18 protein-coding genes are annotated in these 15,351 nt (G+C 38.9%); 5 read left to right on the top strand and 13 right to left on the bottom strand.

Annotation, left to right across the window (positions count from 1 at the left end; translation table 11 throughout):
• The first annotated feature begins 11 nt into the window (after positions 1-11).
• Together tldD and EPA86_RS18415 are read left to right on the top strand one after the other, a co-directional pair.
• Complete coding sequence (gene tldD / locus EPA86_RS04365) at positions 12-1,451, top strand: metalloprotease TldD (RefSeq protein ID WP_140602194.1); 1,440 nt, start codon at positions 12-14, stop codon at positions 1,449-1,451.
• A 187-nt stretch (positions 1,452-1,638) separates the two neighbouring features.
• Positions 1,639-1,761 (top strand): hypothetical protein, encoded by a 123-nt coding sequence (locus tag EPA86_RS18415; protein ID WP_281284856.1) that lies wholly within the window; start codon positions 1,639-1,641, stop codon positions 1,759-1,761.
• 115 nt (positions 1,762-1,876) lie between these two features.
• Here EPA86_RS18415 and yjgA read toward each other — a convergent pair whose 3' ends face one another.
• Positions 1,877-2,404, bottom strand: a complete 528-nt coding sequence (gene yjgA, locus EPA86_RS04360) for a ribosome biogenesis factor YjgA (protein WP_246058253.1) — start codon at positions 2,402-2,404, stop codon at positions 1,877-1,879.
• A gap of 92 nt (positions 2,405-2,496) precedes the next feature.
• Between yjgA and pmbA the strand changes: the two genes are divergently transcribed.
• Positions 2,497-3,858 (top strand): metalloprotease PmbA, encoded by a 1,362-nt coding sequence (pmbA, locus tag EPA86_RS04355; protein ID WP_140602193.1) that lies wholly within the window; start codon positions 2,497-2,499, stop codon positions 3,856-3,858.
• 62 nt (positions 3,859-3,920) lie between these two features.
• Here pmbA and mgtE read toward each other — a convergent pair whose 3' ends face one another.
• From mgtE to EPA86_RS04295, 12 genes are all read right to left on the bottom strand, one after another.
• The gene (gene mgtE / locus EPA86_RS04350; RefSeq protein WP_140602192.1) at positions 3,921-5,279 is read right to left on the bottom strand and encodes a magnesium transporter; all 1,359 of its coding nucleotides are present in this window, start codon (positions 5,277-5,279) and stop codon (positions 3,921-3,923) included.
• 190 nt (positions 5,280-5,469) lie between these two features.
• Positions 5,470-5,739, bottom strand: coding sequence for an HPr family phosphocarrier protein (locus EPA86_RS04345; protein ID WP_140602191.1), 270 nt, complete (start codon positions 5,737-5,739; stop codon positions 5,470-5,472).
• A 33-nt stretch (positions 5,740-5,772) separates the two neighbouring features.
• Positions 5,773-6,627 carry an RNase adapter RapZ gene (gene rapZ / locus EPA86_RS04340; protein ID WP_140602190.1) on the bottom strand — a complete coding sequence of 285 codons (855 nt, stop codon included), beginning with the start codon at positions 6,625-6,627 and terminating at the stop codon, positions 5,773-5,775.
• Positions 6,628-6,680: 53 nt separating this feature from the next.
• Positions 6,681-7,133 (bottom strand): PTS IIA-like nitrogen regulatory protein PtsN, encoded by a 453-nt coding sequence (gene ptsN / locus EPA86_RS04335; RefSeq protein WP_140602189.1) that lies wholly within the window; start codon positions 7,131-7,133, stop codon positions 6,681-6,683.
• Positions 7,134-7,153: 20 nt separating this feature from the next.
• On the bottom strand, positions 7,154-7,441 hold the full coding sequence (gene hpf / locus EPA86_RS04330; RefSeq protein WP_140602188.1) for a ribosome hibernation promoting factor: 288 nt from the start codon (positions 7,439-7,441) through the stop codon (positions 7,154-7,156).
• 20 nt (positions 7,442-7,461) lie between these two features.
• Positions 7,462-8,964, bottom strand: coding sequence for an RNA polymerase factor sigma-54 (locus EPA86_RS04325; RefSeq protein WP_140602187.1), 1,503 nt, complete (start codon positions 8,962-8,964; stop codon positions 7,462-7,464).
• 60 nt (positions 8,965-9,024) lie between these two features.
• The gene (gene lptB, locus EPA86_RS04320; RefSeq protein WP_246058251.1) at positions 9,025-9,780 is read right to left on the bottom strand and encodes an LPS export ABC transporter ATP-binding protein; all 756 of its coding nucleotides are present in this window, start codon (positions 9,778-9,780) and stop codon (positions 9,025-9,027) included.
• Complete coding sequence (gene lptA, locus EPA86_RS04315; RefSeq protein ID WP_170309565.1) at positions 9,767-10,378, bottom strand: lipopolysaccharide transport periplasmic protein LptA; 612 nt, start codon at positions 10,376-10,378, stop codon at positions 9,767-9,769. Before lptA ends, lptB begins: the two co-directional genes overlap by 14 nt.
• Positions 10,371-10,940, bottom strand: coding sequence for an LPS export ABC transporter periplasmic protein LptC (gene lptC / locus EPA86_RS04310; RefSeq protein ID WP_140602186.1), 570 nt, complete (start codon positions 10,938-10,940; stop codon positions 10,371-10,373). The genes lptA and lptC overlap by 8 nt, the downstream gene beginning before the upstream one ends.
• Positions 10,937-11,482: a 3-deoxy-manno-octulosonate-8-phosphatase KdsC gene (gene kdsC / locus EPA86_RS04305; protein ID WP_140602185.1), complete on the bottom strand. Its 546-nt coding sequence runs from the start codon at positions 11,480-11,482 to the stop codon at positions 10,937-10,939. The genes lptC and kdsC overlap by 4 nt, the downstream gene beginning before the upstream one ends.
• A 1-nt stretch (position 11,483) precedes the next feature.
• Positions 11,484-12,449, bottom strand: a complete 966-nt coding sequence (locus tag EPA86_RS04300) for a KpsF/GutQ family sugar-phosphate isomerase (protein WP_140602184.1) — start codon at positions 12,447-12,449, stop codon at positions 11,484-11,486.
• 15 nt (positions 12,450-12,464) lie between these two features.
• Positions 12,465-13,448, bottom strand: coding sequence for a calcium/sodium antiporter (locus EPA86_RS04295; protein ID WP_140602183.1), 984 nt, complete (start codon positions 13,446-13,448; stop codon positions 12,465-12,467).
• 292 nt (positions 13,449-13,740) lie between these two features.
• On the opposite strand from EPA86_RS04295, the gene mlaF reads away from it, so the two are divergent.
• A complete protein-coding gene (gene mlaF, locus EPA86_RS04290) occupies positions 13,741-14,565 on the top strand; it encodes a phospholipid ABC transporter ATP-binding protein MlaF (RefSeq protein WP_140602182.1) in 825 nt (274 codons plus the stop codon).
• Positions 14,565-15,341 (top strand): lipid asymmetry maintenance ABC transporter permease subunit MlaE, encoded by a 777-nt coding sequence (mlaE, locus tag EPA86_RS04285; protein WP_140602257.1) that lies wholly within the window; start codon positions 14,565-14,567, stop codon positions 15,339-15,341. Before mlaF ends, mlaE begins: the two co-directional genes overlap by 1 nt.
• The last annotated feature ends 10 nt before the right edge of the window (positions 15,342-15,351 follow it).

Genomic DNA, 15,351 nt, shown 5'->3' with positions numbered 1-15,351 from the left:
GTAAGTCTTAAATGAATAATGTTGAGCAGTCATTGTTAGCTGAGAGTAATATTGATGAAGAGGTCTTATCAGCCACTTTAAACCGTATGCAAGATAGAAAAGTTGATTATGCAGATTTGTATTTTCAATCAAGCTTGCATGAGTCATGGGTATTAGAAGATGGCATCGTCAAAGAAGGCTCTTATAATATTGAGCGCGGTGTAGGTGTACGAGCTATTTCAGGTGAGAAAACAGGCTTTGCCTATTCTGATGATATTTCAATCGTTGCTCTACAAAAAGCGGCCGATGCAGCTAAAGGTATTGCAGATCAGGCTAATGGCGTTAAGGTCAAAGCATTTTCTCGACAATCACCTATCCAAGTTTATCAATCTGTTGAACCCCTTGGTAGCCTTACTCAAGAGCAAAAGATTGAATTGCTACATCAAGTTGAGGCGCATGCAAGGCAGGTAGATAGCCGTGTTACTCAAGTGATTGTCAGTCTTTCAGGTGTTTATGAAAAGGTATTAGTGGCAGCAACTGATGGAACTTACGGCACCGACATTCGCCCTTTGGTACGGTTAAATTGTTCGGTTTTAGTTGAAGACCAAGGCAAACGTGAACGCGCAAGTGCTGGCGGTGGCGCTCGCACTGATTACAGTTATTTCTTTGAGGTTGAGCAAGGCAAAGCTCGTTATTTGGCATTTGCAGAAGAAGCTGTTCGCCAAGCACTCGTTAACTTAGTGGCTATTGAAGCACCGGCTGGCACATACCCAGTGGTATTAGGTGCGGGTTGGCCAGGTGTGTTATTACATGAAGCGGTTGGCCATGGCTTAGAAGGTGACTTTAACCGTAAAGGCTCTTCAGCTTTTTCTGGCAAAGTGGGTGAGCAAGTAACCTCTGAACTTTGTACTATTGTTGATGATGGCACTTTGGCAAATAAGCGTGGTTCTATTTCTATGGATGATGAAGGTACGCCGGGTCAATATAATATTCTGATAGAAAAAGGTGTTTTAAAAGGCTACATGCAAGATAAGCACAATGCGGCTTTAATGGGGGTTAACCCTACAGGCAATGGTCGACGTGAATCTTATGCACATCTGCCAATGCCACGAATGACAAATACCTATATGTTGGCTGGTGAATCAGAACCAGAAGATATTATCAAATCAGTGAAAAAAGGCATCTATGCGCCGAACTTTGCCGGTGGGCAGGTTGATATTACATCAGGAAAGTTTGTCTTTACCAGTTCTGAAGCCTATTTAATTGAAGATGGTGAAATTACTTCTCCTGTTAAAGGGGCAACATTGATAGGTAGTGGTCCTGAGGCTATGAAAAAAGTCAGTATGGTCGGTAATGATTTAAAGCTTGATGCCGGTGTTGGTGTTTGTGGCAAAGATGGTCAGAGTGTTCCTGTTGGTGTAGGTCAGCCTACATTAAAAGTTGATGAAATGACTATAGGTGGTACTCAGTAACTATAGAAATGACTCATAGGGTAAATTCTTAACTAGTTGATGAATCAAGTTAATTTAATATAGGTATACAATAGGGTATTTAATTATATTGATCTAGATCAATAAAAGCTGTTCAATTCCCGTAAATATCGGTATGATGCGCGTCTTTTTTATACTCATTGTGAGTGTGTAGTTAAGGAATTTAAAGATGTCACATAACGAAGATTTTAAAGATAGCTCATCTAAGCGTCATTTATTTATGGTTGTAACAGCTCTTGTTGCCTTACCTTTATTACCAATGCTAATGGGTTGGTTCACGTTATTAGCATAAACTTTAAGCGCAATTAAGACGCTAAATAAAGATTATAAAAAAGCGGTAATTAGTGAAACTAATTACCGCTTTTGTTTTTCATAACAATCCAAATTAATAGAGTTGCCGTGTGATATTAACTATGCTCTTTTAGATAGGCGAACAAATTTTGGTAATGCTTACCTAATTTTTCTGCTTTCTTTTCTTTACTCGCATGTCTAACTAGTTGCCTAAGCTTTTGTCTTTCCATCGTTGGTTTTTCCACTAAAGCAGCTTCAATGGCTTCATTACCTTGCTCAATTAACTCATCACGTAAGTTCTCTAAACGAACAAATTTAGCGGTTTCTTGCTGATGCTTGTTTGCCATAACATCAATTGCTTGGTGTATGGGGGCTAAATCAGTTTCCAATAAAATTTTTGCAATATGGCGAATGTGACGGCGTAAAGCTTCATGCTTATTGGTGATTTTGTCAGCAACAATCATGGCATCTAATAATTCATCAGTAAGGGGGAGTCGACTGCGTTGATGCTTCGACATTTCCACTAATTTTTGCGCAAAATCTTGCAGTTCGTGCATTTCGCGTTTTATTTCGGTTTTACTTTTTAATTCTTGCTCTAAATCGTCGATATCGTTAGCTGAGTGGGGCATAATAATAGTTATCAAAAGTGGATTGCATTTATAGTGTTAGCCAATTATACCATTAATATACTCACAAGCTAAATTTGAAGTAGAGTAAATAACCGTAGAAAGAAAATATGACCGTAGCCAGTAAAGCAAATGATCAATTAACAAAGCAACTTGATGAAGTAAAAACAAGGGTTGCTACCGTGCTAGATTTAGCAAAAAGTTTGGGTGCAGATGGTGCCGAGGTTGCTATGAGCCGCCAACAAGGTTTAAGTGTTGGTACGCGCATGGGAGAAGTTGAGAATGTTGAATTTACCAATGATGGTGCTTTAGGTATTACGGTATATAAACAAGGTAGAAAAGGTAGTGCATCGACTGCAGATCTTTCTGACGGAGCACTAAAGCAAGCAGTACAAGCAGCAGTAAATATTGCTAAATATACTTCGGTTGATGATTGCTCTGGCCTCGCAGATAAAGCCATGTTGGAGATGAATCCGAAAGATTTAGATTTATATCACCCACAAGAGCTAACTACAGAGCAAGCTATTGAAATAGCTAAAGAGTGTGAACAAAGCGCTTTAAGTGCAGATAAGCGTATTACAAACTCAGATGGTGCAAGCTTAGATAGTTTTTCTGGCTTTAAAGTCTATGGTAATAGTCATGGTCAACTAGTGGGATATCCAAGCACCCGACATAGCTTAAGTTGTGTCATGATTGCCAGTGATGGTGAGGATATGCAACGTGATTATGCATACACTGTAAATCGAGATTTCAATTTACTTGAGGATGCTAAAGGCATAGGGCTTCAAGCATCACAAGAAGTACTTTCAAGATTAAACGCACAAAAATTATCGACAGCAAAGGTACCTGTGCTTTTTCGTGCCGATATCGCTAACTCTATTTGGGGGCACTTTATTGCAGCCATTAGCGGTGGTAACTTATACCGTAAGTCATCATTTTTACTCGATCAGCTTGGTAATGACATTTTTCCTGATTTCTTAAATATTACTGAACGTCCACATATTGCCAAAGCATTAGCGAGCAGTTCATTTGATAATGAAGGTGTAGCGACAGTTGATAGAAATATCATTACTCAAGGTGCATTAGAAACTTATCTATTAACGAGTTATTCAGCAAGAAAACTGGGGTTAAGCACTACAGGTCACGCGGGCGGCATTCATAACTGGTTAGTCGAAGCAGGCGGACATTCGGGCGATTTTGACGCCATGTTAAAAACCTTGGGCACTGGCTTATTAGTAACTGAGTTAATGGGTCAAGGTGTAAATGTGGTAAATGGTGATTACTCTCGTGGTGCTGCAGGTTTCTGGGTAGAAAATGGCGAGATAAAATACCCCGTCAGTGAGATTACTATTGCTGGAAATTTATCACAAATGTTTAAAGGAATTGTTGCTGTAGGCTCTGATGTCGACCTTCGTGGAAGTATTAGAACAGGTTCAATCTTAATTGACGAAATGCAAGTTGCAGGGCATTAGTGAGTAAACTATTTAGATAAAAGGTTTAAATAAAAGGTAATGGTGTGTTACTGCTGAAATTATTAGGTAAGCAGTAGCGTAGCCGTACCAAGAAAGGCAAAGATACCAACCACATCTGTCACTGTGGTAATAATGACACTGCCTGCTAATGCTGGGTCGATATTCATTTTCTTCAGTATTAAAGGAATACCTACTCCGGCAAGACCTGCTGCCGTCATGTTCATTAGCATGGCAAAAGCAATGATACCGCCTAGCATTAAATCTTGTTTCCAAATGGCCACAACACTGGCAATAAGCACGGCCCATATAATACCATTTAAAAAACCAATGGCCGCTTCTTTATAAAGTAATGCTTTGGCATTACTTTCACCAACATGACCTAAAGCGATACCACGAATAACAAGGGTTAAGGTTTGATTGCCGGCTACTCCGCCCATACTTGGTACAAGTGAGTTTAATACGGCGAGGATAGCAAGTTGCGCAAAAATACCTTCGAACATACTAGTGACGGCCACGGCCATTAACGCCGTAATTAAATTAACACCTAACCATAGTGAGCGTTGTTTAGTACTTTTTAATACCGGTGCAAAAGTATCAGCCTCATCATCTAAACCCGCCATACTCATCATGGAATGTTCGGCTTCTTCTCTGATGACATCAATAACATCATCAATGGTGATACGACCAAGTAAGTGACCTTTTTGATCTATAACAGGAGCTGAAAGCCAATCATGACGTTCAAATAGCTGGGCGACATCTTGCTCGGTTAATTCTGCTAACACCGCTTCTACGTCATCATCGATTAAGGTTGATACGATAATTTCAGGCTTAGCTGTTACAATGGCGGCAAGAGAAACGGCACCAATGAAGTGATTATTTCTATCGACCACATAAAATGAATCGGTGGATTCAGGAAGTTCACCCTTTAATCTAAGGTAACGCAGTACTACATCTACACTGACATCAGGTCGTAGAGTAATTGTATCGGTATTCATGATACCGCCAGCGGTATCTTCCTCATAAGATAGTGCCGTTTCAACGCGACTTCTATCTTGAGAATCCATGGAGTTAAGCACTTCTTTGTAAACGCTATCTGGAAGCGTTCTTAGTACTTCTGCTAAATCATCGACATCCATGCCTTCTGCAACTGCGGCCAGTTTTTCTGGTCGCATACTTTTTAAAATACCTTTACGTACTTCTTCACTGAGCTCTTCTAACACTTCACCATGAAAGTCAGGATCAATCAGTTGCCAAAGAACAGGACGGCTTTTGGCGGGTGAAGACTCAAGGATCAGAGCAAGGTCGAATGCAGGCATGTGCTGTAATAACTTACGCACATAGACAAACATACCACTACCAAGGGCTTCGTTAACTTGCTGTAAGCGTTGTTGGTTGTATTCTTGCTCTGTAATTTCTGGCATAGCGACTCTGTTTATTTTCTAAATACACATAAAAATGTGAATGTTGGCAACAAAGGGAAACAGGTTGATTTAAAAGCATAGAAGAAAGCTATGTTTTTCAAACCGCTACATGATGTATGAATTAAGTTTATCGTAACTCTGTGGTTTTATCAGCAATTTTATGATGAATTAAAAAAGAATGTCTGTGTAACTATTCACTTTCATCAAATTTATCGCTAATGAGTTGGCAAATTTCTGAAAGCGCTTGCTGAGCATCTTCACCTTCGGTTGTGATGTTAACAGTTTTTCCTTGAGCACCTGCGAGTAACATTAATGCCATAATACTACTGGCATCAGCAGTTTTATCTTCTAATTCTAAGGTGATTTTGGCACTAAACTTTTGGCTTAATTGAGCAAGCTTTGTTGCTGCTCGTGCATGTAAGCCTAATTTATTACAAATCATCACCTGTTGAGAATGCATAAAGGTAAACCTTATCAGTTAAATTGAGTGCACTTATGTTGATTTAACGTCAATATCGCGATGATGACTTTGAATATCCTCTCGCTCTTTTCTAAAATTATTGGCTAGTAACTCGGCGATATACACTGATCTATGCTTACCGCCAGTACAGCCAATGGCAATAGTGACATAACTACGGTTATTGCGCTCTAGATGAGGTAACCAGGTCATCATAAAGCTATTAATTTGCCAGACGAATTTTGTCACGATGGGCTGGCTAGCTAAAAAGTCTTTGACGCCTTGATCAAGCCCAGTTTGTCCCTTTAATGATTTCTCCCAAAATGGGTTTGGTAAAAATCGCGCATCGAAAACATAATCAGCATCAACCGGTATACCATGTTTGAAACCAAATGATTGAAAAACTAAAACCATGGAACCAGTTTTTTTGCCTAAGATTCTTTCTCTGACAAGATCCGCTAACTGGTGTGGTGTTAACTGGCTGGTATTAATGTATAAATCAGCGCTAGTGGAAATGGGTTCAAGCAATTTTTTTTCTAAAGCAATCGCTTGATCGAGTGCAATATTCTCTTTAATTAAAGGGTGTAAACGACGCGTCTCACTGAAGCGGCGGATCAAATCATTATCATCAGCATCTAAATATAAAGTGGTAACTTCAACAGCGTTAGGCAAATAACCGATAATTTCAGGAATATCCTGAGGATCATTCGGTAAGTTTCGTACGTCTAGGCTAACGGCAACCGTTTCATAATCATTGATTACCGTATGTGTTAAAGCGGGTAATAAATTCACCGGAATATTATCAACGCAGTAATAGCCTAAATCTTCTAAAACTCTAAGAGCAACGGATTTACCAGAGCCAGATCGTCCACTGACAATAATTAATTTCATCTTTATACCTAAGCTTTTTTGAGACATAACTAAATGATTGAGAAGGCTGTTTTTTAGCTTGCTTGCTGTACCAAATCATATAATTGCTTGTCATTTGAACACTTTCTTACTTGCTTTAATGTTTGCTTATCACTGAAGAGTTTAGCAATACTTTGCAGTGTATCTAGGTGTTCTTTACAGCGATCTTCAGGGACAAATAAACTAATAAAGATATCAACATCACGATTATCAATAGCATCAAAATCTATCGCTTCTTCGGTTGTAAGTAGCACTGCTACGGCTTTATTTGTATGGGTCAATCGGCCATGAGGAATAGCAATGCCATTACCAATCCCAGTACTTCCCATTTTCTCTCGATCAAGCAAGCTATCCAGAAGGTCGCCTGGATCTGCGTTGCCGACTTCACTGGCCGCTATTTGACAAATTTTTTCTAGAATGCGTTTTTTACTTGCAGCTGGAACTGCACAAGACGTGCAGTTCAGCGTTAAAATATCTTGTAATTTCATAGTTCAGATAAAGCAAAGCTTTAGTGATGGGCGATTTTGCCCTTATGTTTGAGGATTTGACGGTCTAACTTATCAACAAGTGTATCTATTGATGCATACATGTCAGCGTTTACAGAAGAAGCGAAAACTTCATTCCCACTCATGTGTACTGTTGCTTCAGCTTTTTGGTCTAGTTTTTCTACGGTTAGTACCACATGCACATTGTTTATATGATCAAAGTGCCTTTCAAGTTTTGCAAACTTTGTATTAACGTATTCTTTTAAAGAGCTGGTTACTTCAACGTGATGTCCAGAAAGATTAATTTGCATAAGCTGTATCCTTTTTTGTTCTATAAGAGACTTTTTCGCTGGTTAGACGGCGGAATAGATAATGATTCTCTATATTTAGCTATAGTTCGCCTAGCCACTTTAATGCCTTGTTCTGCTAATAAATCTGCCATTTTACTATCACTTAACGGTTTGGCAGGTGTTTCCGCTAAGATGAGTTTTTTAATGAGTGAGCGTATAGCTGTTGATGAACATTCGCCGCCATTTTCAGTACTAACATGACTTGAGAAGAAATACTTAAGCTCAAATATTCCTCGAGGTGTATGCATGTATTTTTGCGTGGTTACCCGTGATATGGTTGACTCATGCATATCTACTGCTTCTGCAATATCGTTGAGTACCATAGGGCGCATCGCTTCTGCTCCGTGCTCTAAAAAGCCTTGTTGGCGTTGTACGATGCAATTAGACACCTTAAGAAGCGTGTCATTGCGCGATTCTAGACTTTTGATAAACCACTTAGCTTCTTGTAAGTTTGCACGAATAAATTGCCCATCAGTTGAGGACTTCATGGTCTTTGTCATCGCTGCGTATTGCTGATTAATTGATAACTTAGGCGCACTATCAGAGTTTAGCTCAACAACCCAACGACCATTTTTCTTTTCAACAGAAACATCAGGAATGACGTATTGATCATCACCTTTTATCACAGCATCGCCAGGGCGGGGATTTAAACTTTGAATTAAACGCATGACTTCACGCAATTGATCTTCTTTAAGTTTAGTCTTACGCATTAATTGACGATAATCGCGATTACCTAATAGGTCGATATGCTCATGAATGATACGTTTACTTTCTTCAAGAAATGGCGTGTCTTTATCAAACTGATTTAATTGAATTAGCAAACATTCAGGAATAGAGCGTGCAGCAACCCCAATCGGATCAAACATATTAATTCGTTTAAGAACAGCTTCAACTTCATCAAGCTCAAGATCTTCAATACCCACACTTTCTAAGATATCTTCAGCTGATACGGTTAAATAACCAGCATCATCTACGGCTTCAATAATGGCAGTTGCCACGGTTTTATCGGTATCTGAAAACGGAGTTAATTCCATTTGCCAAAGTAAGTGATCTTGAATTGAATCGGTGGTCTCACCTTGATAAGTAAAATCATCAGCTGGGCTACTTACAGCCCCTGTATTCGATACACCTGCGCTGTAACTTTCTTCCCATGTAGTATCGATATTAAGCTCTTCTGGAATGTCATTTTTTTCCATCGCTTCAGTGGTACTAATTTCATCAATACTTGCGCTGGCTTCTACTTCAGGCGTGTCTACTCGTTCAGGTATTGCTTCGGCTGAATAAGCCTCTTCTAAATTATTTTGATCGGAATTGCTTTCACTGGTTTGACTTTCTTCGACTTCCAGTAGCGGGTTACTTTCTAGTGCTTCTTGAATTTCTTGTTGTAGCTCTAACGTAGATAGCTGCAAAAGCTTTATAGCTTGTTGCAGTTGTGGCGTCATGGTTAATTGTTGTCCAATTCTAAGCTGTAATGTTGGGCGCATCTAGGTTTAACTTTTTCCTGTTCTAATTAATATAGCTGAGTTTGTTTATTTGTTATTTAACTATAGCGTGAATTGCTCGCCAAGGTATACATCTCTGACCTTTTGATTCGCTAGAATTTGATCTGCATTACCTTCTGCGATAATTTCTCCATGACTAACAATATAAGCATGTTCACAAACGTCTAAAGTTTCTCGCACATTGTGGTCAGTAATTAAGATGCCAATGCCTCTTTGCTTTAAGTGTATGATGATTTTTTTGATGTCGCCAACGGAAATTGGGTCAACTCCAGCAAAAGGTTCATCTAAAAGGATAAATTCTGGATCGGCGGCTAATGCTCTAGCGATTTCAACTCGGCGTCTTTCACCACCGGATAAACTCATGCCTAAGTTATCTTTGATATGACAAATATTAAACTCTTCAAGTAAATGTTCCAGCTTTTCAGCACGTTGCTGCTCAGATAATTCTTTTTGAGTTTGTAAAATGGCCATTATATTTTCAGTTACGGTTAATTTTCTGAAAATGGAGGCTTCTTGAGGTAAGTAGCCAATACCCTGGCGAGCTCTTTCATGCATAGGTGCCAAAGTGAGGTCTTGTTCATTTAGAATAATTTGCCCATGATCATTAGGAACTAAGCCAACAATCATATAAAAAGAAGTTGTTTTTCCTGCACCATTGGGCCCAAGTAAACCGACAATTTGCCCAGACTCAACTTGTAAACTAACACTCTTAACAACTTGTCTGCCTTTATAGGACTTTGCTAGAGCGTCGGCAATTAAAATTGAAGGCGTTGTCGTTGAAGCATTAGTTGTTGTCACTGTTATCGCCTTGTTTCTTTTTATCTTTCTTATCTTTCTTATCTTTTTGGTTTTTCAAAATAGTAGGTTGTAATATGGTGGTTACGGCTTCATTACTATTACTTTCTGCTTCAAGTTTTTCATTTAGGGTATTGTAAGTAATTTTACTACCACTAACTTCACTACCTGCTTGTTTTACTACAGCATTACCTGAGACAGTAATAAGATTAATATTTGGTTGATACTTTATTTCATCTGCTTGTAGACTGATTAAGCTACCATCTTCTAGCTGTTGTTGGAAAATTGCAGGTTTACCCTTTGCAAGGTAAATATCAGCTTTCTCGACTTCGGTGTCTTTGTTATTACTAAACACTTGAACAATATCAGCCTTGATAGAAATTGAACCTTGTTGAATATTTACATCGTCTAAGTAACTGGCAATTTTATTTTTTAAATCAGCTGATTGTCGTTGTGACTTTATCGTGATTTCTTGCTCTAAATCTTTTTTAGCAGCCAGCGTTGAGTGACTAAAAAGCATAGTGCTAGCGAGGAATAATAATCCTACCTTGACCTTACGAGGTAAAGAAAGGGCTGTTGAGTTTTCGTAAAATTTAATCATCATTATTCTTTTTATAAATTGTGCGTACATGTTCGGTTAATGTCATTTGCTTGGTGTTTAGGTCAATAATTAACCCTGAACCATACATAGTAAAATCTTTACCAATTACCATCACCGTTTGTTCGGAACTGATGATATTTGTAGTCAGGTCGAGTTCTAAATACTTACAGTGAATTTCTTCAATTAAACTGTGTTCCTCTGTCGATTTTAACCGTACTCGGTGGTTTAATACTACTCTATTATCTTTATACAGTGTTGCTTCTTTTGCCGTTAACTTCCATGGTTCACTAGTATTTTTGGGATGCAAGGTATAGTCAGGCAATTCAAAATGTGTCATCGCAAGTGTTGAATAGTGCTCCATACGATCAGCTTCAATAGTATGCGATAACTTTCCAGTGTCCGTATAAATATTACTCTTTAATGATTCGGCAATGAAATCTGGAGATAGTTCATCATCGATGATACTTTCTTCTTCGTTTAGCGCACTTCGCCATTCAATAATGCCATAAATCATGGCACTTAAAAGTAGAACAAAAAGTGCTAAACTATTCAGTCGATTCATACACTCGCGCCTGTGGCCGTCAAAAGAGTATTTTGGCTTTGCATAATCAAATCACACACTTCTCTTACCGCGCCAAATCCGCCGCGGGTAAACGTAGTGAAGTCGGCACCATTAAGCACTAAGGGGTGAGCATCTGAAACACTAACACCTAAACCAACGTGCTCTATACAGGGTAGATCAGGCATGTCATCACCAATATAAGCAATGTTTGACATATTAATATTTAATTGTTGTGCTAATGTGATTAAGGCAGGGAGTTTATCTTCTTGTCCTTGAATGATGTGAGCAACGTTAAGTGCTTTCATGCGATTTTCTACAATGGCAGATGTTCGACCTGTAATAATTGCCACTTGCACACCACTTGCGCCTAGTGCCTTTACGCCAAAGCCATCTTTCGTATGAAACGCTTTGAGTTCTTCGCCTTGATTACCAAGATAGATTCTGCCGTCTGAAAAAACACCATCAACATCACAAACGAGTAATTTAATATGCTTAGCTTTTTCTAAGACATTTGTTGAAACGTCACCATATAAGGTATTCACTTTACAAAACTCCAGAACTAAGCAAGTCGTGCATATTCATCGCACCGACGGGTTGATTTAAATGATTAATGATAATCAAGCCATTGATCTTCTTATCTTCCATTATTTTTAACGCTTGAGCTGCCAGCATTTCTTCTTGCGCAGTACTTGGTGATGTCGTCATTACCGTGCTGATTTTATCATGATGGATATCTATCTTTTCATCAAGAATTCGACGTAAATCACCATCTGTGAAAATACCTTGTAAATTGTTTTTTTCATTCACGATGGCGGTCATTCCAAGACCTTTTAATGACATTTCAACAAGAGCATCTTTTATTAAAGCGCTTTCTGAAACCACAGGTAAACGCTCACCCTTATGCATAATGTCACTCAATCGTAAAAGCAGACGTTTGCCTAAACTGCCACCAGGGTGAGATAGTGCAAAGTCATCTGCAGTAAAACCGCGAGCATTGAGTAATGCAACAGCCAAGGCGTCGCCCATAACCAATGTTGCAGTGGTACTGGATGTTGGCGCTAAGCCTAATGGGCAGGCTTCTTCTGACACTTTAATGCAAACATGAGTGTCAGCAAGTTGTGCTAAAGTTGATGTTTCGTTTCCTGTCATAGAAATTAGCTTGGCACCAATGCGCTTAATCACGGGAATAATTGCTAATACTTCATGAGTTTCACCTGAGTTAGATATAGTTAGCACGACATCTTCACTGGTGATCATGCCTAAATCACCATGACTTGCTTCACCTGGGTGAACAAAAAACGCTGGGGTACCGGTACTTGCAAGTGTTGCTGCTATTTTACCACCAATATGACCGGATTTACCCATGCCAATAACTATCACACGACCTTTACAGTGATACATGAGTTGGCATGCCTGTTCAAACTTATCATCAATATATTGCAACAAGTCTGCAATAGCCTGTTGCTCTATATTAATTACATTTTTCGCTAACTGTTTAAAATCTTTCATAAAAGCGTTTCTTGATTAGTTGTTTATTTGGCTAAAAAGTAATACTTGATACGCGACAAAGGTAAGTAATAATAAGGCGCCTTTTGCTCGAGTAATTCTAAAGTAACCGAATTTACGGCTAAAGCATAATACAAACAGCAGTAAGGTCACACCCAACATGTATGGAGCATCTCGTGTTGCGGCTAGAGCATCGATATTACCAGGGGCTATTATACCGGCAAGGGATAAGACCGCTAAAATATTGAAGATGTTTGAGCCAATAATATTACCTAATGCTAAATCATCTTCTTTTTTGATGATACTCATAATGCTGGCGGCAAGCTCAGGCAAACTGGTGCCAATAGCAACAATCGTTAGACCTATGACTAAATCACTAATACCGAATGCTTTGGCTATATAAACAGATGAGTCGACTAAATAACTGGCGCTGGTAGGTAATATAATTAAGCCGACGATGACCCACATGATAGAAAACTTTAATTCAACAGGCTCAGCCACATCTTGTTCTGCTTCAATAATTAAAGGGTCATCACTTTTTTTTCCTTTGGTTCTTTTTAAGGTGATTATTAATAAGGCAGCGATGTAAATAAAAAAACCAATGAATAGTTGTAATCCTTCACTAAAGCTAAAATATTGATCAAATAAAATTAAATAAGCGATGGCTGAAATGATGAGAATGAGTGGGATTTCACGCTTAACCGTTTGAGAGGAAACGGTTAAAGGCTGCATTAATGCTGTAATACCAAGCACTAAAGCTATATTCGTTATATTAGAACCGATAGCATTACCAATAGCTAAGTTTGGTGTACCTTGTAAAGACGCGGTTGCTGCGGTCATCATTTCGGGGGCAGAAGAGCCCATTGCGACAATAGTTAAGCCAATGATCATTGGCGATATCCCTAAATTTCTTGCAAGGGATGAGGCGCCAAAGACAAATTTGTCTGCACTCCATACTAAAGCAACTAAGGACATCGCTAAAATTAAAACTTGTTGTAACATTCAAAACTCCACAGATGATACCAATTACCATTGGTATAAGGGGTAAATTGTCGCTGGTTGCGCCGCAAAAAAAAAGTAATTAATGCCTAAAGCAGGTAAAAAATTGTTATTTTGCCTTACTTTTGAACAATAAGATTGGAAAAATGATCATTTACTTACAAATGAGGTGATTTTTCTTACATAAAATCTAAGTTATTTGCGTTATTTCTAATGAACAATTTTTGTTGCTCAGGTAAAATCAACTTCAGTTAGGCTCGTGCCAGCTCCTTTTAATAACATTGATGTTTAATAAATGACAAACTCATTATCTTCAACCAATTTAGTTGAAATTGAAAACCTCACATTCAGCCGTGGCGAACGAATTATCTATAATGATATTAGCTTGTCTATCCCAAAGGGAAAAGTGACTGCCATTATGGGGCCCAGTGGTATTGGTAAAACAACTTTATTGAGATTGATCGGTGGCCAGTTAACGCCTGATAGCGGCAATATTTATTTTGAAGATAAAAATATCCCTAAGCTTTCTCGAAATGATTTATACGAAACGAGAAAGCGAATGAGTATGTTATTTCAAAGCGGTGCATTGTTTACTGACATGAGTGTCTATGACAATATCGCATTTCCTATTAGAGAGCACACGCAATTACCAGAAAATATTATTGAGAAAATAGTCTTAATGAAATTAGAGGCTGTTGGGCTTCGAGGGGCAAGGCACCTTCAACCTAGTGAACTTTCTGGCGGTATGGCAAGACGCGTCGCTTTGGCTCGAGCAATTGCGCTTGATCCTGAGTTAATTTTATATGATGAACCCTTTGCCGGACAAGATCCTATTTCGATGGGGGTAATTGTGCGCTTAATTCGCTCATTAAATGATGCTTTAGGACTGACTTCTGTGGTTGTTTCTCATGATGTTCCTGAAGTAATGAGCATCGCAGACTACATTTATATCGTCGCTGAACAACGCGTTATCGGGCAGGGAACTCCTGAACAAGTTCTTGCTGATAATTCTGCTTTGGTACAGCAGTTTGTTCAAGGGGAGTCTGATGGGCCGGTACCTTTCCACTTCCCCGCATCTGATTATCAAGGCGAATTAGTTAAAGGCAATAACGCAACATGATGAATAAAATTGAGCAGCTCGGTCGTATTACTATTGCGCAAATAACTGGGCTAGGTAGAGCTGTTATAACCTTAAGTTCTGCCTTAATGCATATGCCAAACCCAAGAAAGGGTTTACCGTTATTGTTACAGCAATTGTACAGTGTCGGGGTAATGTCACTGATAATCATTGTCGTCTCTGGTGCATTCATTGGCATGGTTTTGGCTTTACAAGGTTATACTATTTTGGTGAGTTATGGCGCTGAAGCCAGCTTAGGACCAATGGTTGCCTTATCACTATTAAGAGAATTAGGTCCCGTGGTCGCTGCACTGCTATTTGCGGGACGAGCAGGTTCTGCACTGACCGCTGAGATCGGTTTGATGAAGGCGACTGAACAGTTATCTAGTCTTGAAATGATGGCAGTAGATCCGCTAAGACGAGTTATTGCTCCTAGGTTTTGGGCTGGATTTATAAGCTTACCTTTGTTAGCAGCAATTTTTTCTATGGTCGGGATTTTTGGTGCTCATTTAGTTGGGGTTGACTGGTTAGGGGTTGATTCAGGCACCTTTTGGTCTGTTATGCAAGATCAAGTTGATTTTAATAAAGATATCATGAATGGCATTATTAAAAGTCTTGTTTTTGCTTTTGTTGTTACTTGGATCGCGGTTTATAAAGGCTATGATTGTGAACCGACGTCTGAGGGTATAAGTAAAGCAACCACTGCAACAGTGGTACAGTCATCCTTGTTAGTATTAGGGTTAGATTTTATTTTAACGGCACTTATGTTTACAAAGTAAGTGGCTATTT

Source organism: Litorilituus lipolyticus (genome assembly GCF_006439335.1).
GTDB classification, from domain to species: domain Bacteria; phylum Pseudomonadota; class Gammaproteobacteria; order Enterobacterales; family Alteromonadaceae; genus Colwellia; species Colwellia lipolytica.
This window is presented reverse-complemented; position numbering and strand designations above follow the sequence as displayed.